A 19,838-nucleotide genomic window follows, 5' to 3' on the forward strand; every position below is an offset into this window, starting at 1 on the left:
ACCATGGCTACTCATCGTCCCCAGGGTCCCCAGGGTCCCCAGGTGTCCGCCGTCAACCCCGTCGCCAACGAATTCGACGACCCGAAGATCACCCGGCGGCCGAAGTCGGCCGCGGGGATGCCCGGGGTGTTCCACGCGATGCAGCACGCGGTGCCGGCCCGCGGCCTGCTGCCGCTGCTGACCATGAACAAACACGGCGGCGTCGATTGTCCGGGCTGCGCCTGGCCGGAGCCCGCCCAGGGCGACCTCGGCATCGTGGAGTTCTGCGAGAACGGGGCGAAAGCCATCGCGGAGGAGACCACCCCCGAGCGCGCGGGCGTCGACTTCTGGGCGCTCCATTCCGTCCAGAGCCTGCGGGAGAAGACCGACCATTGGCTGGGCAAACAGGGCAGGATCACCACTCCGCTGCTCTACGACCGCTCCACCGGCGACGAGCATTACCGCCCCGTCAGCTGGGAGGAGGCGTACCGCATCATCGCCGACCAGCTGCGGCGGACGGAGCCGGAGGAGGCGATCTGGTACACCTCGGGGCGGGCCTCCAACGAGGCGGCCTACATGTTCGGCCTGCTGGCCCGCCGCCACGGCAGCAACAACCTGCCTGACTGCGGCAACATGTGCCACGAGTCCACGGGCGTCGCCCTCACCGAAACCATCGGCCTGGGCAAAGGTTCCGTGACCATGAACGACTTCCACACCACGGACCTGTTGATCTCGGTGGGCCAGAACCCCGGCACCAACCACCCGCGCGCGTTGACCGCCTTCGAGAAGTGCAAGACCAACGGCGGACGGATCTTGGCGATCAACCCCATCCCGGAGACCGGCCTGATGGCGTTCTCCGGGCCGCAGTCCATCAAGGGCGCCCTCGGTATGACCGAGAAACTGGCGGACGAGTACCTGCAGGTCCGGCTCGACGGCGACCGGGCCTTCTTCCAGGCGTTGAACCGGGAGCTCATCCGCCGCGACGCCATCGACCACGAGTTCCTGGACAGGTTCTGCTCCGGGGTCGAGGAAACCGTCGCCCATCTCAACAGTCTTGATGATGCGGAGCTGTTACGCGGCTGCGGCCTGACGATGGAGCAGGTCCGGAAGGCCGCGGACATGGTCGAGGAGTCCAGCAGCATCATCGTCACCTGGACCCTGGGGGTGACACAGCACAAGAACGCCGTGTACACCATCCGGGAGATGGTCAACTTCCTGCTGCTCACGGGCAACATCGGTAAGCCGGGCGCCGGAACGGCCCCACTCCGCGGGCACTCCAACGTGCAGGGCAACCGCACGGTGGGCATCTGGGAGAAGATGCCGGAGTATTTCCTGCAGGCGCTGGAGGACCGGTTCGGTTTCGACGTCCCCCGCGAGCCCGGCCTGGACACGGTCGACGCGTTGCGCGCGATGTGGCAGGGGAAGACGAAGTTCTTCATGTCGCTCGGCGGCAACCTGGTGCGCGTGGGGTCGGACACGACCCGCCTGGAGAAGGCCATGAGCAACCAGGAGCTCACCGTCCACCTGTCCACCAAGCCCAACGGATCGCATGCGTGGCCGGGGGAGAAATCGCTGATCCTTCCGGTCAAGGCGCGCACCGACGAGGACGTCCAGGCCTCGGGCAGGCAGCAGCTGACGGTGGAGAACTCGGTCGGTGTGGTCTCCGCCTCCGTCGGGAAGCGGCGGGCCAATAAGGACCTCAACCTGCAGTCCGAGCCGGAGATCATCGGCCGGATCGGGCACCGCACGTTCGGGGATGATTTCTGGCTGCCCATGGTCGACGACTATTCCGTCGTCCGCGACCACATCGAGGCGACCATCCGGGGCTTCGAGGACTACAACCGGCGCATCGGGCACCCGGGCGGCTTCGCACTGCCGAACGGCCCCCGCGAACGCGTCTTCCGCACGCTGACCGGCAGAGCTCAGCTCACCGTGAACCAGACCGATGTCATCGACCTGCCCGAGGGATACCTGCTGCTGCAGACCGTGCGCTCCCACGACCAGTTCAACTCCACCATCTACGGCCTCGACGACCGTTACCGCGGGGTGAAGAACGGCCGGCGGGTGGTCTTCGTCAACCCGGAGGACGCCCGCGAGCGGGGCCTGCGGGACGGCGACCTGGTGGACATTGTGTCGGTCTTCGAGGGGGAGGAACGCCGGGCCCCCACCTTCCGGGTCGTGGAGTACCCCTCCGCGCGGGACTGCGCGACCACGTACTTCCCCGAGGCCAACGTCCTGGTGCCCATGGACATGGTCGCCGAGAAGTCGAACACCCCCGTCTCCAAGTCGGTGGTCGTGCGCCTGGAGCCCCTGGGCCGCCGGGCGGACGACGCCGCGGGGGCGAAGTAGATGGGGCGGATCACCCGTGATTTCGCCGTCACCCGCGTCACCGTCGAGCCTGACGGCAGTTTCTCCACCGACACCCGCGCGGACAGCGTGGCGGGGGAGGAGCCGCTGGAGGTGCAGGTCAACGGCACGACTTTGACCACCACGATGCGCACCCCCGGCCACGACGTCGAGCTCGTCCACGGCTTCCTCCACGGCGAGGGCCTGATCACCTCGAAGCAGGATGTGGTGGAGGCCCGTTACTGCTCGGGCACCGATTCCCAGGGCCGGAACACATACAACCTGCTGGAGGTGGCCCTGGCCCGTGGGGTCCGTCCGCCAGGGCCGGAGTTCGTCCGCGCCACGGTCACCACGTCGGCCTGCGGGGTGTGCGGTTCGACGTCCATCGAGCAGATCATGGGCAAGCGCGCCCACCCGATCGAGCCGGTGGAGCTGGATCCCCGGGTGGTGGTTTCGCTGCCGGAGAAGCTGCGCACCGCCCAAAAAGCTTTCCGACGCACCGGCGGCATCCACGCCGCCGGAGCCTTCACCCTCGAAGGCGAACCGGTGGTGATCCGGGAGGACATCGGCCGGCACAACGCCGCCGACAAGGTCATCGGCTCACTGCTTCTCGACGACCGCCTGCCCGCGAAGGACCTGATCCTGGTGATGAGCAGCCGCGCCTCCTTCGAGCTGGTGCAGAAGGCCGTCATGGCAGGATTCCCGGCCCTGGTGGCGGTATCGGCGGCCAGCTCGCTGGCCGTCGACCTGGCCCGCGAGGCCGGAATGGCATTGACCGGTTTTGCCCGCGGCGAGCGTTTCAACCTCTACTCGGGTGCGCTGCGACCTTCGACGTAGCCGGACCGCAGCAGCTGCTGCTCACCTACGCTGACCCGGAGCTGGTGGGCTCCGCCTGGGCGACCCTGCCGCTGGCAGACAACGCGAACACCCTCGAGGCTGAGATCCGGCTGATCCCCGGTGCCGGACGCGCACCTCTCCGGTCTGGCGGCCCTGAAGGAGCTCATGAGCACGGACATGCCGTGAGGCGGGCAGACACACGAGAAGGAGACGTGGGACGCGGGCCGTATCCGCGAACTGGAGGAGGCCGCCCGCCCGGCAGGAACCGAGACGCTCTGGAGCGTCGCGGCCCACCGCGGCCACGGGCTGGGGATGGCGCTGAAGATAGCCAACCTCGCGCAGCTCGGGCAGGCCATACCGCGGGTGAGGACCGTGTACACCTGGAACGCCGAGAACAACCGGTACATGCTCGACATCAACCGGAGGCTGGGGTTCGTGTCCTCCGGAACCCTGGAGTGCTGGCAGGCGGGTTAACCTGCCCCCGTTGAGATCACCCCCGGTCGGCGAGGGCGAGCTCTTCCTCGGGCCGGGGTGCGGTGTTGTCCGCTTCCCCCTCGAACCGGGCCAGCTTCGACGGCCACCAGACCTTCGGGCCGATGTCGTGGACCAGCGCGGGGACCAACAGCGAGCGGACGATGAAGGTGTCCAGGAGCACGCCGAAGGCGACAATGAAGGCCAGCTGGACGAGGAACAGAATCGGGATGACCGACAGTGCCGCGAACGTCGCCGCGAGCACGATGCCGGCGGAGGTGATGACGCCGCCGGTGACGGTCAGCCCGCGCAGCACCCCTGTGCGTGTGCCGTGTTTGAGGGATTCCTCGCGGACCCGGGTCATCAGGAAGATGTTGTAGTCGATGCCGAGCGCCACCAGGAACACGAAGCCGTAGAGCGGGACGGCCGGGTCCGCACCCGGGAAGCCGAGCAGCTCGTTGAACACCAGCGCCGCGACACCCATGGCGGTGCCGAAGGAGAGCACTGTCGTCAGCACCAGCAGCACCGGCGCGATGACGGAGCGGAGCAGCAGCATCAGGATGAAGAGGATGACCAGAAGGACGATCGGGATGATCAGGTTGCGGTCGGCGATGGCCGTCTCGTTGGTGTCGATGGCGGTGGCGGTGACGCCACCGATCAGGACCTCGCCGGGGACGTCGGCAAGCTCGGCACGCAGGTCCCGGACCACGGCCTCCGCTTCGGCGGAGTCTGCGGCGGGGAGCAGGGTGCCCTGCAGGAGCACCTGGCCGTCGACCGCGGTCGGTTCGGGTGCAGGACCGGCGCCGAAGAGCGGCTGGATCTCGCCGTCCCGGTCGACCGGCGCGGTGCCCGCGGGCGAATCCGCAGCGGTCACCGTCACGGAGTCGATGCCGTCGTTGCTCCACATGACGCGGGCCACCTCGGCGGCGCTCGCCTGCTCGGCGAGGGCGTAGACAGGGGATCCCGACCCGCCGGGGAAGTGCTCGCCGAGTGCGCGCTGGCCGTCGCGGGCCGCGGATCCGCCGAGCACGAGCTCGGACTGTGCCACGCCACTGGCCTGCAGCTGGGTCGCGCCGAGCGCGCCGAGCAGCAGGACGAAGGTGGTGGCGACCCAGATGGCGCGCGGGTTGCGCCTGACCCGGCCGGCCACCCATGCCCAAGGGCCGGTGGTGGCGGCTGCACCGTCACCGGCCTCAGGGTCGTAGGCGGGTCGACGCGGCCAGAAGGCGGTGCGGCCGAAAGCGTAGAGCAGGGCCGGCAGGAAGGTCAGTGCGGAGGCCATGGCGAAGAGGATGCCGATGGAGGCCACCGGCCCCAGCGTGCTGTTGGACTTCAGGTCGCTGAGCAGCAGGCACAGCAGGCCGGCGATGACGGTGCCGCCGGACGCCAGGATCGGCTCGAAGGAGCCCCGTATCGCCCGGAACGTTGCCTCCCATGTGCCCGGAGTGTGCCGGAGTTCCTCGCGGTAGCGGGCGACGTAGAGCAGCGAGTAGTCGGTGGCGGCGCCGATGACCAGGATGAAGAGGATTCCCTGGGTCTGGCCGCTGAGCAGCAGGATGTCCGCCTTGGCCAGCCACCACACGCTCAACAGGGCCACGCACAGGGCGAACATGCTGGTGGCCAACACGGCGATCGGCAGCAGGAGGGAGCGGTAGACGACGATGAGGATGATGAACACCGCGGCCAGGGCCACGGCGAGCAGGAGCCCGTCGACACCTGCGAAGGCTGCGCCCAGGTCGGCCGCGAAGCCGGCCGGGCCCGTCACGTAGACCGACACGCCCTCGGGTTGTCCTTCGCGGAGCGTTTCGGCGAGAGATTCGACGGCGTCACCCGTGTCGGCTCCGGCATTCAACGGGATGAAGGCCTGGGCGGCCAACCCGTCCTCGGAGGGGATGGGCGGCGACACATCCCCTGCCACCACTGGCAGGTCCGCAGCCTTGTCGAGCTGGGCGGCGACGGCCCCGAACTCGGCGTCGTTCAAGCCGTCCTCGGCGACGAAGACGACGACCGCGGGGATCGCCTCACTGTCGGTGAACTCGCCGAGTTTCTGCTGGACGACCGATGCGTCGGCGGATTCGGGGAGGTAGAGCGTCTGATCGTTGGTGGACACTTCGTTGACCCTGCCGAAGTACGGGCCGCCGACTGCGGCGCCGGCAAGCCAGACAAGAATGAAGAGGGCGGGCAGTAGTGCCCGGACCCACCGTGGGGCGCTGGTGAGCATGTGGTTCCTTCCGGGAGACGGGTAGCAGGGGGAGGTTTTCTTCAGTGTATTTGGTAGCTTGGAAAGAATCTAGCCTGGCGTAGTATATCCGGTGTTAAGATAGTTCCATGAATTCAGAGCACCCGGAGCAGAAGAAGGCAATCGACGTGGCGCCGCCCGTCAGCGTCGACGTTGCTTCGGCTGAGCGATCCTCTGGTCCGCCCACCGTCATGTACGGCGCTGAGGCGAATGACCCGGACGGCAGACTCCTCGACCGGAGCGGGGTGTCGGAAGCGGACAGGCGGCAGATCACCGCCCTCATGCAGGCGATGGGGGAGCTCCGTGACGCGGAGGAGCGCCTGTCGAAGGCGTCGTTGGAGTACATGCAGCTGGGCAAGACCGACATGCGCGCACTCCACTTCCTCATCGTCTCCGGGAACACCGGCCATGTGGTCACCGCCTCAACCCTGGCCGCCCACCTGGGGATAACCAGCGCCTCGACCACCAAGCTCCTCGACCGTCTGGAACGGGACGGCCACATCCGCCGGCGCCCGCACCCCAGCGACCGTCGTTCGCAGAGCATCCACATCACGGAGGAGACCCACACCGCCGCGAGGGAGACGGTCGGGGCTCAGCAGGCCCGGCGCTTCCATGCCGCCGCCCGCCTCACCCCGGCGGAACGGGACGTGGTCATCCGATTCCTGAAGGACACCGCCGCGGAACTCGAGACCGGGATGGACTGGGCCGCGGCAGGGGAGGGGGAAGCGGAAGATCAGTGACGGACCCGGCCGCTGATCCGGGGCGCGGGGAATTCAATCCCGGTACGGTGGGGTCATGACAACTACCGGCCCGGCCCCCGTCCTGCCGAACTTCGACTGGTCGGAGTTCACACGCGTGCTCGTCGTGGTGGCCCACCCCGATGACGCCGAATACGGCCTTTCCTGTGCGGTGGCGATGTGGACCCGCGCCGGGGTCGAGGTCAGCTATCTCCTGCTCACCCACGGCGAGGCCGGGATCCGCCACCTCGACCCGGCGGAGGTCGGCCCGCTGCGCGCCGAGGAACAGCGTCTGGCCTGCGCGGCCGTCGGCGTGGGGGATCTCACCCTGCTGAACCACCCCGACGGCCAGCTGATGGAGTCGATGGAGTTGCGCCGGGACATCGCGGAGCACATCCGACGGTTCCGGCCGGACACAGTGGTCACGGGGAACTTCGAGCTCGAGGCCTACGGCACCTTCAACCAGGCCGATCACCGGGTGGCCGGCCTCATGACCGTCGACGCCGTCCGCGACGCCGACAACCCGTGGGTCCACCGCGACCTGGACCTGCCGGCCCACAAGGTCAGCCGCCTCCTCGTGGCCAACCCCGGCGCACCGACCCACCGCATCGGTGTCGACGAGCAGGCGCACCTGGCGGGCGTGGAGTCCCTGAAGTGCCACAAGGTGTACTTCGAGGCCCTGCCGGACCATCCGAAACCGGAGGAGTTCATCTCGGAGATGCTCGCCCAGCCGGACGGCGGATACGCCGTCTCCTTCCGGGTCTTCGAGCAGATCTAACCGCGCGACCGCAGTAGCGGGACGAAACGGAAAGCCCCGTGCCGGGTCACTGCGGACTCGTCCTCGGAGAGCCGCTCCACCAGGAGCATCGTGCCCGCGACGGGGATGACCATGCGGCCACCGATCCGCAGCTGGTCGATCAGCTCCTGTGGGATCGTGTCGGATTCCGCCGACACCAGGATCCGGTCGTAGGGGCCCAGGTCCGGAAGCCCGAAGACGTCGTCGACGGCCTGGTGGATCTCGACGCCCCCGAAACCGGCCGCCGCGAGATTGACGCGGCCGAAGTCCACCAGTTCCGGGACGAGTTCCACACCCACCACATCGCAGCCGAGTTCCGCCAGCAGCGCCGTGGTCCACCCGGAGCCGGAACCCACGTCGAGGACGCGGTGCCCGGAGTGGACGTCGAGAAGCGTGAGCATGAAGGCCACGGTGAAGGGCTGGGAATTCGTCTGGCCGTGGCCGATCGCGATGGGAGCGTCGACGTAGGCCTCACCCCGCGCGTGGGAGGGAAGGAAGTCCGCGCGGTTGACCCGCGCCATTGCGTTGCGGACCGGGTCGTGCATGAGGGAACCTCCACGCTCTCAGGCGGTATTTCCCGGAATTTTAGCAGGTCAGCCGGGGCGTGGGAACCCCGAATCACACCTCGACGGACTCGTCGGGGCGCAAGGGGAGGTACTCCGGCCCGTGTTCTTCCGCGAGTCTGGTCAGCAGCCCGCGGCGCAGTTTCAGGCCGAACTCGTTGTCGATGCCGTCGTGGACGCCGATGAATTTCGTCGGCCTGCTGGTCCGGAGGAACTCCTCGACGTCGAGCATTTTCAGCCAGGGCGCGCTGACCGGCACGAGGGCGATCTCGACGCCCGCGAGCTCGGGGAAGGAATCGCCGGTGTGCAGCACGCGCCCGTCGAAAAGGTAACCCAGGTTCTCGGGCAGGGGAGTGTTGCTGGTGACCGTGCCGTGCGGCGATTCAAGGACCGCGACGCCGATGTCTCCGACGGTGAAGGTGTCCCCGTCGGCGACGGCGGTGAACTCGATGCCGGTGTGCTCCGCCAACTGCGCCGGCCCGTAGACCGCGATCCGCGGATTCCGGCGCCTGGCGTCGGCCAACGCCTCGACGTCGACGTGGTCGGGGTGGATGTGGGTGACCAGGATGGCGTCCACTTCGGCGAGGTTGTCCGGGGCCTGGAAGGAGCCCGGGTCGATGATCAGGCTCGACTGCCCCTTCGACAGTTCCACGCAGGAATGGTAGCGACGGGTGATCTTCATGGGCTCAATTGTGCCTGCCCCCGCAGCATTCCGGCCAGTGTCAGTTGGCGGGCAGTTCCAGCTCGACCAGGTCGTTGCGGTCGGCGTCGTCCAGCTCGACCTTCCAGCGCAGGACACCGTCGTCCTCGTCCAGCTCGGCCTCGTCGAGGAAGCCGTCCGTGTGCTGGTCCAGGGCTTCGCCGATGGCTTCGGCGGCGGTGACGGTGGCGGCCTGCGCCTTAGCGACGTCGTCGTCCTCGTCCTCGCGCTCGTCCTCGCGGACGGTGCCGTCTGCGTCGACCTCGAGCTCGATGACCTCTGCGCCCACCACGACGTCGATATCGTAGGTGTCGCGGTCGTCCTCGCGGTCGATGTCGATGATGATGCCGTCGCTGTGCTGCGCGAGAACCGCGTCGATGGCGGCGAAGACCGGGTCGCCGCCGTCCCGGCGGTCGGCGGTTGTCTCGGCGGCGGTCGTCGTCTCCGCAGGTGCGGCGGTGGTGGCGCCAGCGGTTGCCTCGGCGGCGGTGGTTTCTGTCGTCGAGGTGTCGTCGGATGCGGTACAGGCACCCAGGAACAGGGCGGCGCTGACGGTGATGCCGGCGGCGAGGGCGTGGCGGGAAATCATGGTGTTCTCACTCCTGTGTAGTTGCGGTGTTGTGGTCGTGTTCTCCAACATATGCGCTCAACATGAAATGAGGATTAAGGTATCTGTCACCCGAAGGACCGGAACCGGAGAATGGAGTGGGACATGGTGGACGCCCCGGACACTTCATCCGTCCAGTGGCGGAAGACGGGGGAAGAGCCGATCCTCGATGCATCGGGGGACCCGGTCGGTGCACTGGTGGACTTCTGGAGGTGGGCCTATTCGGAGACCATCGGCAACGCGCAACGCGGCGTGCTCGCCGAATACCTGGTGGGGTTGGCCGTCGGCGGTGTCGGCGACAGGGCGCGGGTCGAATGGGATGCGTTCGACGTGGTGACACCCGACGGGATCACGGTGGAGGTGAAATCGTCGGCCTATCTGCAGTCATGGCGGCAGGAGCGCCCGTCGAAGATTCAGTTCGGCATCGGCGAGACGCTGGGGTGGACCGCGGCGAGCAACACCTACGCCGAGGTTCCCGGCCGTCAGGCGGACGTCTACGTCTTCTGCCTGTTCAACAGTCGGAAACGGGGGGAAGCGGACCCGCTGGACACGCGGCAGTGGCGGTTCTGGGTCACATCGACGGAACACCTCACAGCGATGGTCGGCCGACAGAAGACGATCTCGCTGAACGCCCTTTTGTCCCGGGTGGGGCCGGAGGAGACGGATTTCGCGGGGCTGCGGGAGGTCGTGCGCCGCGTGGCCGGGTGATCAGGAGTTCGCGTCGATCCATTCCTCCACGACGGAGGCGGGGACCGGGTAGAAGTCGTGGGCGTCCACGCCGACGTGGAACTGCCGGCCGTCGACCACCGCGGGTTCGTGAGTGTGCCCGTGGACCAGAAGCGTGCGGCCGTCGTCGACGGGCATCAGCGCCCGCATCTCGGGCGAGGCGTGGGAGTCGACGAAAGGGTAGGGGTAGTGGGAGACGAGCGCCTCGTTGCCTGCGCTGGTGACCAGCCGGTCGCCGGTCTCGGGGAGGATGAGGTCGAAGGCTTCCTCGTAGAGCGGGCGCTGGCGCTGCGCGTACCCGGGGTCCTGGAGCAGGGAGATTGAGTCGTGGTTGCCGGGCATGAGCAGGATCGTGCCGTTGAGGTGCTGCGTCAGCGGCAGGTTCTCGGCGCGGATGCCCATCGCGAAGTCGCCCAGGTGTAGGACGGTGTCCTCCGGTTTCACCACGGCGTTCCACCGCTCGAGCATCATCGCGTTCATCTCGTCCAGCCGACCCTCGTACTCGCGGCCGAATACCCCGGCCATGCGTTCGTGGCCGAAATGCTGGTCGGAGGTGAGGAAGTCGACCGGGCGGTTGATTCCGGCGATGGTGAGCACGGCGACTCCTCCTCGTCTCCTGTTCGGCGGGCAGTGTCCGTCACCTCAAGGATAGGCACGAACGCCCGCTTCCGGCCGGTGGGCGGAGGCGGGCGGGCGTAGAGAAGCAGGGCCTACTTCACGTAGGGCAGCACCAGGCGCTTGCCGTTCGGGGCGATGTCCCACAGGCGCAGGATGAAGTTGGTGTCGTCCTGGTCGATGGCGGCGAAGGTGCGGGCGGCGCCGGTGCCCATCATCCCGGTCGGCCCGGTGCCCGGCGGCTCCGGGGTCTGCGCGAGGACGTGGCGCGGGCGCAGGTAGAGGGTGCGGTGCTCGATCTCCTTTGTCGGGAATTGAGTGCCTGTCTCGACCACTCTGCACGGTTACCGCCGGGTCGCCGGTTAGGAGTCGACAACGGTGGAGGGGTTTCCTACACTTGCCGGCATGACCCCCGCGCAGCGTCGCGCCAGTTCACGCCGGCGCCTCATCGTCATGGCCGTCGCAGCCTCCGCCGCCGCAGGCTTCGTCGGTGGCGCCGTGGCAGCGGCTTCCCTGCTTCCAGCCGAGGAATCTGCCGCCTCCGCCTCCGCCGAACAGGCCGTCGGCGACATCGCTCTGCCAGGCGAATCCCTCGCCGGGGAAACGCCGCCCGAGGTGCCGGCCGCGGCGGCGGAAGTCACCGAGGTGATCGAGCCCGAACCCTTCGACTACGGCGACTGTCCGCCCGCCGCCCGCGCCTGCGTCGATCTCGACGGGGAGCGGGCCTGGCTGCAGGAGGACGGAGAGGTCACCTACGGCGCCGTCCCCATCGGACAGGGCGGGCCCGGTTACGACACCCCGCGCGCCAGCTTCCACGTCTCACGCAAGGTGGTGGACGACGTCTCCTACGTGTTCGACATGGCGCCGATGCCTTATGCCGTGTACTTCACCGACGTCGGCCACGCCTTCCATGAGGGGGATCCGGAAGGTGAGTCCCACGGTTGCGTGCGGCTCGCCCCGGGGGACGCCGAAATCTACTTCAACGAGCTGCAGGTCGGCGACCTGATCCACATCTACTGACCTGAGCGGCCCTTCCAGGCTCAGAAGCGCAGCACCAGGGTCCCCGGATCCCGTCCCCCGCCGGCCGGCAGGAAGCCGTGGCGTTCGTAGAGGTGGCGGGCCGGATTGCCCGTGTCCACGCTCAGGCTGATGCCCGGCATGTTCTTCTCCCGTGCCAGCGCGACGATCTCCGTCAGCAGCTGACCGCCCAGGCCCATTCCCCGGTGTCCTTCGGCCACCCAGATGCTCAGCTCCGGGATCGACTCGTCCACGAAGCCGTACCCGGGGTCGTCGGCGGGGAAGTGGCGCAGCCACACCACGCCCACCGGCCCGCCGTCCTCGGCGACCAGGCCCTCGTCGGAGGCGACGTAGTGCGACAGGGACGGGGTGGCCAGGACATCGTCGAGGGCGACGCGCGGCCCCGCCCAGTTGACGTTGCCCACGGTGGCCTGTGCGAGCAGTGCCTGTTCGTCGGCGCGCAACGGTCGGATTGTCGTCATTGTGGCCTGCCTACGGTCGAATCTCGCCGGGGGGATGCGGTATAGGCGCCATGGTACGGCGCCGCCCCGGAAAAAGTGACCCAGGATACAAAAAAATTCCCCAACCCGCCGAAACCTGTCCGCCGAAGACCTAGGCTCAGAGGCGTGGCCGGCTCGGTGTGAGGCACGGGCGGTGCCAGCGCACCGCCGGATCACCGAACTGCTCCCGCCGAGAATTCCGGCCCCCATGCTGAACCCTGAAATCGGGAGAATCCCATGAAGGCTCTCGTTTATCACGGTCCCGGAAAGAAGTCCTGGGACGAAGTTCCGGACCCCGTCATTCAGAAACCCACCGACATCATCGTCAAGATCGACGCGACCACGATCTGCGGCACCGACCTGCACATCCTGAAAGGCGACGTCCCGGCCGTCACCGAGGGCCGCATCCTCGGACATGAGGGCGTGGGCACGATCACCGAAGTCGGCGACGCGGTGACCACTCTCCAGGTCGGCGACCGGGTCATCATCTCCTGCGTGAGCGCCTGCGGGCGCTGCGACTACTGCAAGAAGGGGGTCTACTCCCACTGCCGCGCGGACGAGGGCGCCCCCGGCATCGGCTGGATCTTCGGCCACCTCATCGACGGCACGCAGGCGGAGTATGTCCGGGTTCCCTTCGCGGAGACCTCGGTGCACAAGATGCCGGAGGGGGTCAGCGACGCGGAGAGCGTGCTACTCTCGGACATCCTGCCCACCGGCCACGAGATCGGCGTGCAGTACGGCAACGTCAAGCCGGGCGACGTCGTGGCAGTGATCGGCGCGGGCCCGGTGGGCCTGGCCGCGATGCTCACCGCGGGGCTCTACGGCCCCTCCCGGATCATCGCCGTCGACCTGGACGCCAACCGCGTGGAGGAGGCGAAGAAGTTCGGCGCCACCGACGGTGTGCTCTCCTCCGAGGCGGACTGGAAGGAGCAGGTGATGGCGCTGACCGACGGCTTGGGCGTGGACGTGGCCATCGAGGCGGTCGGCATTCCGCAGACCTTCACCATGTGCCTGGACATTGTCCGCCCGGCGGGAACCGTCGCGAACGTCGGCGTGCACGGCACCGGGGTGGACCTGCCGCTGGACACCCTGTGGATCTCGAACATCGTCATGACGATGGGCCTGGTCAACACCAACACCACCGACATCCTGCTCAAGATGGTCGCCTCCAAGAAGCTGGACGCCACCCCGTTCGTCTCCCACACCTTCAAGCTGGAGGACATCCTCGAGGCGTACGACGTCTTCGGCCGCGCCGCGGAGACCAAGGCGCTGAAGGTGCTGCTGACCGCCTGAACATCCGGCCGCAGAACCTGAAGAAGCCCGGCCCCGGGAAGATTCCCGGGGCCGGGCTTTCCCGCTGCCTGAGCTACGGCACGACAACCGTGCGGGTGCCGCCGACCTTGCTCGGCGCGGATTCCCTGAGGAAAAGCGCGAAGAAGGTGACCGCGAGCGCTCCGCCGGAGGAAATGAGCAGCGCGGAGGCGGTGCGTCCCTCGCGGGTGACGGCGGTGACGATGAGGCCGGCGCCTGCGCGACGCTCGACGCGCGGGATAACCATGTCCTGGGTCACCTCCTGGGCGAGCAGGTCCGAGAACTTCTCGGCCGGCCACGGGGTCGGCGGTGCCGCTGGTGATCTCCCTCCGGAGGATCTCCTTGATCTGCTTGTACATGGGGACCCCGGATGAGGGGTCGAGTTCACCGGTCGACATGATCTGAGTCAACCACAGGAAAGGAGATGGTTCGGGGACCGGCGGGAGCGGGGTCGACCAGCTCCTCCGCCTCCATGGTGACGGCCCACGGCCCTTCCAGGGGGAACTCGGGCTCCGGGACCGGGTCCGGCTCGGGTTCGGGCAGGGGATGCACCGCCGCCGGGTCGCCCGCCTCGACATCCAGGAACGCCTCCCCGTCGACCATGAACGCGCGCACGCCCAGCGGGGCGCCGTCGGCCAGGTACGGCTGCAGGCGGTGGGCGAGCACCGGGTCGAGGGCGGCCACGACCTCGCCCCCGACCGTCACGATCTCCCCCTCCACCAGCCCCAGCAGCTGACGGTCCGGACCCGCCGGCAGGTCCGCGGGCCAGCGCCGCCCCTGCGGCAGCAGTCGGGCGCCCTCCGGCAGCGAGTTCCGGGGCACGGCGAGTTCGGGGGCGGGCAGCTCCACCGAGACGTCGAGAAGCCCGCGCTCCCGGTCGACGCACACCCGGGCGAACGCGACCGGCTCCGAACGCACGGCGTGGACCAGGTCGATGCCGGAGAAGATCCCGCGCATGCTCCCGGGCAGCGAACCGATGGTGCCGTAACCCCACCGCACCCGCCAACCGCCGCTCATCAGGTCGGGGATCAGCCGCACGGATATGAGGGTCCCCTCCGGTTCGATGAGTTCCGCGGTGCGCAGGTGCGAGAAGAGAATCGCCTGGCTGACCTTCTCCACCGGCAGGGAGTGGACGTCCGTGCCCGCCGGCGGGCGGGCGAGGGGGTAGGTGGGAACGGCCATACCGACAGCCTAGTTCGCGCCGTCGCCTCGGGACGGCCCACAGGGGGAACCGCCGTCCCGCGGCCTTCCGTCCGGGGCCTCATCCGACCTGTCGACCGGCGCTCAGCTCGGGCACAGGGCAGGATGTGGGGGATTCAGCCAGTTGTTAGCTAATTGTAATGCTCTGCATGAGCGCAGGTGGCACGGAGGATGCGGGGCAGAGTCGGCTCCCCGGCACTGCCCGACTGGGCACGACCGGAGCGTGACCGGCGATAGGTTGAAATGGTTGACCTTATTCCTCATCCACGTTCCAGGAGTTTTTCATGTCTGAGCGACTGGCCAGAGCACTGCGGTTGAAAACCGATCCCCCTGTCTATTTCGCCACTGTCGGCATCGTGCTCGCCTTCGTGGTGGTCACCATCGTCGCCGGCGACTGGGTGAGCGACGTCTTCGGAACCGCCTCCGACTGGATCCTCACCAACCTGGGCTGGTTCTACATCCTCGGCGTGACGCTCTTCCTCATCTTCCTCATCTTCGTCGCCTTCAGCAGGTACGGGCACGCACGTCTCGGGAGCGATGAAGATCGGCCCGAGTACTCCACGCTGGCCTGGTTCGGCATGCTCTTCGCCGCCGGAATCGGCACCATCCTGATGTTCTGGGGGGTGGCGGAACCGATCTCGCACTTCGCCAACCCGCCGATCGGGGACACCCCGGCAGAAAGCGCCGAGGCCGCGCGGCAGGCGATGGCGATCACCCACTACCACTTCGGCCTGCACACCTGGACCATTTTCGCGCTGCCGGCCCTGTGCTTCGCCTACTTCATCTACAAGCGCAAGATGCCTCCGCGCGTGAGCTCCATCTTCTCCCCGCTGCTGGGGGCCAGGGTCTACGGACCGATCGGCAAGATCATCGACGTCGCCGCCCTGATCGGAACGGTCTTCGGCGTCGCCACCTCCGTCGGCCTGGGCACCCTGCAGATCAACGCCGGGTTGGCGGAACTCTTCGGGGTGGAGGTCTCCCCGGCGGTGCAGATCACCATCATCGTCGCCGTCACCGCCGTCGCGTCCGTCTCAGTGGCGCTCGGCCTCGACCGGGGCATCAAGTTCCTGTCCAACCTCAACATCCTCATGGCGATCGCGCTCCTGGTATTCATCATCCTGGCGGGGCCGACGGTGCTGGTGCTCAAGGGAACGATCGAGTCCATCGGCGTGTACCTGGGTGCGCTGCCTGAGCTGGCCTTCTGGAACAACGCCGTCCCCAACTCCCCGGACAATCAGGCATGGCAGAACACCTGGACCGTGTTCTACTGGGCGTGGACAATCACCTGGTCTCCGTTCGTGGGCATCTTCATCGCCCGCATCAGCCGCGGCCGCACGATCCGCCAGTTCGTCACCGGTGTCCTCGGCCTGCCCGTGGCCTTCTCCCTGATCTGGTTCGGCGCCTTCGGCACCTCCGCATTCCACATCGAACAGGACGGCAACGGGGGGCTGGTCCAGGCGGTCGCCGTCGACGGCGATATCCCGGGCGCCCTGTTCGAGTTCCTCTCCAACTACCCGGCCGCGACATTCATGTCCGGGTTGGCCATCATCATCGTGGTCCTCTTCTTCACCACCTCCGTCGACTCCGCAGCCATGGTCACCGACATGATCGCCTCCGGGCGCGAGCCCGCCCTGGCACCGACCCACCAGAAACTGATCTGGACCGGACTCATGGGAGCCGTGGCCGCCGTCCTGCTCGGCGCCACCGGCGAAGGCGGCCTTGCCGCCCTGCAACAGACCATCATCGTCGTCGGCCTGCCATTTTTCATCATGGGTTTCGTCATGATGTTCAGCCTCGGCGTGGCGTTGAAGAACGACCTCGGCGACCCTGTGCCCACCGTCACCAGACAGTGGGATTCCGCCGATACGGTCGAGGACTGGGAACGCAACGAGGATGCGCCGTCCCCGGAGCCGATCGGCCCGATCCACCACATCCCGGACGGGAACGGCGAGAGCATTCCGATCAGCCCCGCAGTCGTGGGCGCCGCCCTCGACGAATACGCCCGGCAGCACCCCGAGGAGTTGGGCCAGTTGGTGGATGACAGTGAGGAATCTGCCGCCCGCACCGACACCGACCGTGATGAATCCCCGCCGCAGGACGGTGACCACCCGAGGAACTGATCCGCCGGTGCTCCGGCTGCCGCCCAAACCCCGGAGACAGCCCGGGGCGGGAAAGTATCGTGGCGGGTACCAGGAAACCGAGAGCAGGGAGAAATGCGATGTCGCTGAAAACTACGCTCGCCTCCGTGGCAACCGCCGCTGTGCTGAGCCACACCATGGTGGCTGCACCCGCCAACGCGCAGTCTGCTGAGCCCGTCGTGCAGGGATCCTTCGACGTCTACCAGTCGCTCTATGACAACCCCGTCACCGCACCCAGCGCCATCGGTGTGTTCCTGTCGTCCATGACCTGGCAGTACCTGATCTGGTGCCCGGTGGCCCAGCGTCTCGGCTCCGCAGGCACCGACATGGGCCGCTGCAGCTTCTGAGCGCCATGAGAATCCCACCCGCCGTCCTGTTCGCCGCGTCCGCCGCCGCGCAACGCCTGCTCGCCGGCCGCTTGTCGACGCCCCCCGCCGTCCTCCCCGCACTTCCTCTCGCCGCCGCGTCCGCCCTGGTCGGCGCCGGGGGCGTGCGGGAATTCCTCCGTGCCCGGACCACCGTCGACCCCGTGAAGGTGGACGGGGCCTCGACCCTGGTCACCGGCGGTGTGCTGGGGTTGACCCGCAATCCGATGTACCTGGCGCTGGCGGGTCTGCTGGCGGCGCATGCGGCGGCCCGCCGGTCCGTCGTCGCCCTCCTGCCGGTCGCGGGTTTCGTGTGGGCCATCGGCCGGTGGCAGATCCCCGCCGAGGAAGCTGCCCTGACCTCGCGTTTCGGAGCCGCGTACCGGGAGTACTCCCGGCGGGTCCCGCGCTGGATCCCGGAGGTCTAGGGTGGGCGCCATGGAGCCCATGAAGTTGAGCATCGAACCAGGCGACATCACCACCATCCGCGTCGATGCGGTGGTCAACGCCGCCAACTCGGAACTGCGCGTCGGCGGGGGAGTGGACGCTGCCATCCACCGCGTCGGCGGCCCGGCGATCCTTTCCGAGACCCGGCGCATCCGCATCGACCAGTACCCGGACGGGCTGCCGGCCGGGCGCGCCGTCGCCACCACAGCCGGGGACCTGCCTGCCCGGTGGGTGATCCACACCGTGGGCCCCGTCTACTCCGCAAGAGAGGACCGCAGCCACGTCCTCGAGTCCTGCTACCGGGAGTCCCTCCGCCTGGCGGCCTCGCTGGGCGCCGCGTCCGTGGCCTTCCCGGCGATCTCCGCCGGTGTCTACGGCTGGCCGATCGACGACGCCGCCCGCATCGCCGTGGGAACCGCGGACGCCCTGGCCGAGGAGGTGGGTCGCGTCGTGCGGGAGGTGGTGTTCGTCCCCTTCGGGGAGGACGCGGTAGCCGCCTTCACCCGGGCACTCGCCGGGCTCCGCCGCTTCCCGCGGGACTAGCGGCTGTGCCCGGCCACCGGCACACCCGCCCGAGGGACGGGGAGTCCGCCCCATTCCACTTCGAGACGACCTGGAAGGTGCGCGGGGACCTCGGCTGTGTCTGGGGGGTGCTCTCCGACATCTCCTCCTGGCCCGGCTGGTGGCCGGGGATGAGCCGCGTCGAGATGAGCGCGGACGGGCTGCACGGCGAGCTGGTCGTGCAGAGTCCGCTGGGCTACCGGCTGTGTTTCACCTTGTGCCTGGTCGAGAAACACGCCCCCCGCGGCGCGGCCTTCTCCGTCACCGGGGACCTGCGCGGGACCGGTACGGTGCGTCTGAGGTCCGAGGGGGAGACCACCGTCGTGACCATCATGTGGTGCGTGGTCACCCGCCGCCGGTTGCTCGACCGGCTGCGCCCGGCGGCGGCCGCCGCCCACAACGTGGTGATGGCCGCCGGGCAGCGGGGGCTGCGACGCACCTGCGGGGCACGCGGCACCGGTCTCATCGGGCAGATCCGGCGCCTGGCGGGCTAACTGAGCAGCTTCTGTTCCTCCGCCGCCCGCGGTGAGACCTCGTCCCGTTCCGGATCCACGGCGTCACGTCGCGCCGGGTCGCCGGACATGCTGGACAACGTGTTGGAGGGGGTCGTCTCGTCGTCCCAGCGCAGGAGGGCGGCGACGCCGTCCGGCAGGGAGAAGGCCTCGTCGTCGAGGGCGTAGACCCCGGCGTCCGTGAGGATCGCCTGATGGAGCAGCTCCTCGATGTTCTCCGGCTCGCGGCCGGGGTTGAAGAGGAGCTCGTCCACCTGGCCGCGGCGCAGGACCTCCGCCACGTGGAAAGACCCGGCGACGGATCCGGTGTCCCGGCCCTGGGTCTCCCGGAACTTCTCGGCGTACTCCTGTTGCGTGGCGTCGACGTGGTCGCGGACGGCCTGGGCCAGCTCCTCCCGGAACGACGCCCTCTCCAGGCTCAGGCCGCGCGTGCCGCCGGACAGTTCTTTCAGACGGTCCAGGACATCCTTGTGCAGCTCCGCCTTGAGCAGCGCTTCTGCGCGGACGTCGCCGGTGAGGAAGACCACGTGGGGCTTGCGCTCCCGCACCAGTTTGTTCACCTGCTCCGCGACGGCCTCGGCGTTGCGCTCCCAGGAGTCCTCGACGCGTGCCTCGAAGTTGTCCGTGCGCCAGCCCCGGCCCGAGTCGGCGCCGGTGGCGCGGGACTTGTGCAGCTCGTCGTGGCCGCCGTCGATTGACGTGTCTTCGCCGCGCCCGTGCACGTTCTTCGTCAGGTCCGGTTCCTCGGGTGCCCGCAGGTGCAGGTCGGCGCCGGCCCGGTCGACCTCGATGAGCAGCTGGCTCACTGCGTGCGGTGTCAGCTGCAGGAGGGGGAGGACGACGGGGCGCTCACCCCAGTCGATGAGTTCCTGCTGCGGTGGGACGGGAAGGACCCGGTCCAGGAGGATCCGGTCGGCGTTGGCCAGGACGGCGCGGCCGTGGCGTCCGCCGATGCTCGGCTGGCGCAGCAGGGATTCCTCCACCTCGGCGAGGATGTTCTCCGGGGCGCCCGCCTTCGCGGCCTGTCCGCGGAACTGTTCCCACCTGGATTCGACCTCCGAGGCCGCCGTGGGGTCGGTGCGGGTGGTGTCCAGATAGACGGTCAGGAACGGGCCGTCGTTGTTCTCGAGCGCGGACTTGAGCCATGGAAGTTTCACTGGTGCCTCCTCGA

At 68.4% G+C, this 19,838-nt stretch carries 23 protein-coding genes; 13 read left to right on the plus strand and 10 right to left on the minus strand.

All coding sequences use genetic code 11. The features are described from left to right. The first annotated feature begins 3 nt into the window (after positions 1-3). The 3 genes from B840_RS04185 to B840_RS13440 all read left to right on the plus strand — a co-directional run bounded on the left by B840_RS04185 (position 4) and on the right by B840_RS13440 (position 3,636). Positions 4-2,328, plus strand: a complete 2,325-nt coding sequence (locus tag B840_RS04185) for an FdhF/YdeP family oxidoreductase (RefSeq protein ID WP_042622510.1) — start codon at positions 4-6, stop codon at positions 2,326-2,328. After that, positions 2,329-3,162 carry a formate dehydrogenase accessory sulfurtransferase FdhD gene (fdhD, locus tag B840_RS04190; RefSeq protein WP_042621093.1) on the plus strand — a complete coding sequence of 278 codons (834 nt, stop codon included), beginning with the start codon at positions 2,329-2,331 and terminating at the stop codon, positions 3,160-3,162. A gap of 312 nt (positions 3,163-3,474) precedes the next feature. After that, a complete protein-coding gene (locus B840_RS13440; RefSeq protein WP_156971834.1) occupies positions 3,475-3,636 on the plus strand; it encodes a hypothetical protein in 162 nt (53 codons plus the stop codon). Positions 3,637-3,652: 16 nt separating this feature from the next. Here the strand turns inward: B840_RS13440 and B840_RS04195 are convergent, their stop codons facing one another. Next, a complete protein-coding gene (locus B840_RS04195) occupies positions 3,653-5,854 on the minus strand; it encodes an MMPL family transporter (protein ID WP_042621094.1) in 2,202 nt (733 codons plus the stop codon). Positions 5,855-5,961: 107 nt separating this feature from the next. Between B840_RS04195 and B840_RS04200 the strand changes: the two genes are divergently transcribed. Next, the gene (locus B840_RS04200) at positions 5,962-6,612 is read left to right on the plus strand and encodes a MarR family winged helix-turn-helix transcriptional regulator (protein WP_229676582.1); all 651 of its coding nucleotides are present in this window, start codon (positions 5,962-5,964) and stop codon (positions 6,610-6,612) included. Positions 6,613-6,667: 55 nt separating this feature from the next. Further along, on the plus strand, positions 6,668-7,387 hold the full coding sequence (locus tag B840_RS04205; protein WP_042621095.1) for a PIG-L deacetylase family protein: 720 nt from the start codon (positions 6,668-6,670) through the stop codon (positions 7,385-7,387). Here the strand turns inward: B840_RS04205 and B840_RS04210 are convergent. From B840_RS04210 to B840_RS04220, 3 genes are all read right to left on the minus strand, one after another. Beyond that, a complete protein-coding gene (locus tag B840_RS04210; RefSeq protein ID WP_042621096.1) occupies positions 7,384-7,950 on the minus strand; it encodes a protein-L-isoaspartate O-methyltransferase family protein in 567 nt (188 codons plus the stop codon). The genes B840_RS04205 and B840_RS04210 overlap by 4 nt on opposite strands. Before the next feature lie 73 nt (positions 7,951-8,023). Next, positions 8,024-8,650, minus strand: coding sequence for an MBL fold metallo-hydrolase (locus B840_RS04215; RefSeq protein ID WP_042621097.1), 627 nt, complete (start codon positions 8,648-8,650; stop codon positions 8,024-8,026). 40 nt (positions 8,651-8,690) lie between these two features. Beyond that, entirely contained in the window at positions 8,691-9,257 is a 567-nt protein-coding gene (locus B840_RS04220; RefSeq protein ID WP_042621098.1) for a PepSY domain-containing protein, read from the minus strand. Between the two features lie 111 nt (positions 9,258-9,368). Here B840_RS04220 and B840_RS04225 point away from each other — a divergent pair, with 111 nt between their 5' ends. Further along, on the plus strand, positions 9,369-9,983 hold the full coding sequence (locus B840_RS04225) for a hypothetical protein (RefSeq protein ID WP_052491089.1): 615 nt from the start codon (positions 9,369-9,371) through the stop codon (positions 9,981-9,983). On the opposite strand, the gene B840_RS12840 is transcribed toward B840_RS04225, so the two are convergent. Continuing rightward, positions 9,984-10,598: a metallophosphoesterase family protein gene (locus B840_RS12840; protein WP_052491090.1), complete on the minus strand. Its 615-nt coding sequence runs from the start codon at positions 10,596-10,598 to the stop codon at positions 9,984-9,986. A 113-nt stretch (positions 10,599-10,711) separates the two neighbouring features. Next, positions 10,712-10,951 carry a hypothetical protein gene (locus tag B840_RS04235; protein ID WP_042621099.1) on the minus strand — a complete coding sequence of 80 codons (240 nt, stop codon included), beginning with the start codon at positions 10,949-10,951 and terminating at the stop codon, positions 10,712-10,714. Positions 10,952-11,021: 70 nt separating this feature from the next. On the opposite strand from B840_RS04235, the gene B840_RS12845 reads away from it, so the two are divergent. After that, positions 11,022-11,636, plus strand: a complete 615-nt coding sequence (locus B840_RS12845) for a L,D-transpeptidase (RefSeq protein ID WP_229676581.1) — start codon at positions 11,022-11,024, stop codon at positions 11,634-11,636. Positions 11,637-11,656: 20 nt separating this feature from the next. Here B840_RS12845 and B840_RS04245 read toward each other — a convergent pair whose 3' ends face one another. Next, complete coding sequence (locus tag B840_RS04245) at positions 11,657-12,115, minus strand: GNAT family N-acetyltransferase (RefSeq protein ID WP_052491091.1); 459 nt, start codon at positions 12,113-12,115, stop codon at positions 11,657-11,659. A 255-nt stretch (positions 12,116-12,370) separates the two neighbouring features. Between B840_RS04245 and B840_RS04250 the strand changes: the two genes are divergently transcribed. Beyond that, positions 12,371-13,426 (plus strand): zinc-dependent alcohol dehydrogenase family protein, encoded by a 1,056-nt coding sequence (locus B840_RS04250; protein WP_042621101.1) that lies wholly within the window; start codon positions 12,371-12,373, stop codon positions 13,424-13,426. A 73-nt stretch (positions 13,427-13,499) separates the two neighbouring features. On the opposite strand, the gene B840_RS14005 is transcribed toward B840_RS04250, so the two are convergent. Together B840_RS14005 and B840_RS04260 are read right to left on the minus strand one after the other, a co-directional pair. Next, positions 13,500-13,691: a hypothetical protein gene (locus tag B840_RS14005; protein WP_308422542.1), complete on the minus strand. Its 192-nt coding sequence runs from the start codon at positions 13,689-13,691 to the stop codon at positions 13,500-13,502. Positions 13,692-13,828: 137 nt separating this feature from the next. After that, positions 13,829-14,626: a hypothetical protein gene (locus tag B840_RS04260; protein ID WP_042621103.1), complete on the minus strand. Its 798-nt coding sequence runs from the start codon at positions 14,624-14,626 to the stop codon at positions 13,829-13,831. A 302-nt stretch (positions 14,627-14,928) separates the two neighbouring features. Between B840_RS04260 and B840_RS04265 the strand changes: the two genes are divergently transcribed. From B840_RS04265 to B840_RS04285, 5 genes are all read left to right on the plus strand, one after another. Continuing rightward, on the plus strand, positions 14,929-16,764 hold the full coding sequence (locus tag B840_RS04265; RefSeq protein WP_042621104.1) for a BCCT family transporter: 1,836 nt from the start codon (positions 14,929-14,931) through the stop codon (positions 16,762-16,764). Positions 16,765-16,889: 125 nt separating this feature from the next. Next, positions 16,890-17,129 carry a hypothetical protein gene (locus B840_RS04270; RefSeq protein ID WP_156971835.1) on the plus strand — a complete coding sequence of 80 codons (240 nt, stop codon included), beginning with the start codon at positions 16,890-16,892 and terminating at the stop codon, positions 17,127-17,129. A 5-nt stretch (positions 17,130-17,134) separates the two neighbouring features. Next, positions 17,135-17,575 (plus strand): methyltransferase family protein, encoded by a 441-nt coding sequence (locus tag B840_RS04275; RefSeq protein WP_052491093.1) that lies wholly within the window; start codon positions 17,135-17,137, stop codon positions 17,573-17,575. A gap of 19 nt (positions 17,576-17,594) precedes the next feature. Continuing rightward, on the plus strand, positions 17,595-18,137 hold the full coding sequence (locus tag B840_RS04280) for an O-acetyl-ADP-ribose deacetylase (protein WP_042622517.1): 543 nt from the start codon (positions 17,595-17,597) through the stop codon (positions 18,135-18,137). Between the two features lie 5 nt (positions 18,138-18,142). Beyond that, positions 18,143-18,649, plus strand: a complete 507-nt coding sequence (locus B840_RS04285; RefSeq protein ID WP_042621105.1) for an SRPBCC family protein — start codon at positions 18,143-18,145, stop codon at positions 18,647-18,649. On the opposite strand, the gene B840_RS04290 is transcribed toward B840_RS04285, so the two are convergent. Next, on the minus strand, positions 18,646-19,824 hold the full coding sequence (locus tag B840_RS04290) for a baeRF2 domain-containing protein (RefSeq protein WP_042621106.1): 1,179 nt from the start codon (positions 19,822-19,824) through the stop codon (positions 18,646-18,648). The genes B840_RS04285 and B840_RS04290 overlap by 4 nt on opposite strands. Positions 19,825-19,838: the final 14 nt, after the last annotated feature.

This window comes from Corynebacterium marinum DSM 44953, assembly GCF_000835165.1.
Taxonomy (GTDB): Bacteria; Actinomycetota; Actinomycetes; order Mycobacteriales; family Mycobacteriaceae; genus Corynebacterium; species Corynebacterium marinum.

Bases quoted from the DNA above. Each gene is read 5' to 3' on its own strand.
- B840_RS04185 (WP_042622510.1), top strand. From the start codon at position 4: ATGGCTACTCATCGTCCCCAGGGTCCCCAGGGTCCCCAGGTGTCCGCC.
- fdhD (WP_042621093.1), top strand. From the start codon at position 2,329: ATGGGGCGGATCACCCGTGATTTCGCCGTCACCCGCGTCACCGTCGAG.
- B840_RS13440 (WP_156971834.1), top strand. From the start codon at position 3,475: ATGGCGCTGAAGATAGCCAACCTCGCGCAGCTCGGGCAGGCCATACCG.
- B840_RS04195 (WP_042621094.1), bottom strand. From the start codon at position 5,854: ATGCTCACCAGCGCCCCACGGTGGGTCCGGGCACTACTGCCCGCCCTC.
- B840_RS04200 (WP_229676582.1), top strand. From the start codon at position 5,962: ATGAATTCAGAGCACCCGGAGCAGAAGAAGGCAATCGACGTGGCGCCG.
- B840_RS04205 (WP_042621095.1), top strand. From the start codon at position 6,668: ATGACAACTACCGGCCCGGCCCCCGTCCTGCCGAACTTCGACTGGTCG.
- B840_RS04210 (WP_042621096.1), bottom strand. From the start codon at position 7,950: ATGCACGACCCGGTCCGCAACGCAATGGCGCGGGTCAACCGCGCGGAC.
- B840_RS04215 (WP_042621097.1), bottom strand. From the start codon at position 8,650: ATGAAGATCACCCGTCGCTACCATTCCTGCGTGGAACTGTCGAAGGGG.
- B840_RS04220 (WP_042621098.1), bottom strand. From the start codon at position 9,257: ATGATTTCCCGCCACGCCCTCGCCGCCGGCATCACCGTCAGCGCCGCC.
- B840_RS04225 (WP_052491089.1), top strand. From the start codon at position 9,369: ATGGAGTGGGACATGGTGGACGCCCCGGACACTTCATCCGTCCAGTGG.
- B840_RS12845 (WP_229676581.1), top strand. From the start codon at position 11,022: ATGACCCCCGCGCAGCGTCGCGCCAGTTCACGCCGGCGCCTCATCGTC.
- B840_RS04245 (WP_052491091.1), bottom strand. From the start codon at position 12,115: ATGACGACAATCCGACCGTTGCGCGCCGACGAACAGGCACTGCTCGCA.
- B840_RS04250 (WP_042621101.1), top strand. From the start codon at position 12,371: ATGAAGGCTCTCGTTTATCACGGTCCCGGAAAGAAGTCCTGGGACGAA.
- B840_RS14005 (WP_308422542.1), bottom strand. From the start codon at position 13,691: ATGGTTATCCCGCGCGTCGAGCGTCGCGCAGGCGCCGGCCTCATCGTC.
- B840_RS04260 (WP_042621103.1), bottom strand. From the start codon at position 14,626: ATGGCCGTTCCCACCTACCCCCTCGCCCGCCCGCCGGCGGGCACGGAC.
- B840_RS04265 (WP_042621104.1), top strand. From the start codon at position 14,929: ATGTCTGAGCGACTGGCCAGAGCACTGCGGTTGAAAACCGATCCCCCT.
- B840_RS04275 (WP_052491093.1), top strand. From the start codon at position 17,135: ATGAGAATCCCACCCGCCGTCCTGTTCGCCGCGTCCGCCGCCGCGCAA.
- B840_RS04280 (WP_042622517.1), top strand. From the start codon at position 17,595: ATGAAGTTGAGCATCGAACCAGGCGACATCACCACCATCCGCGTCGAT.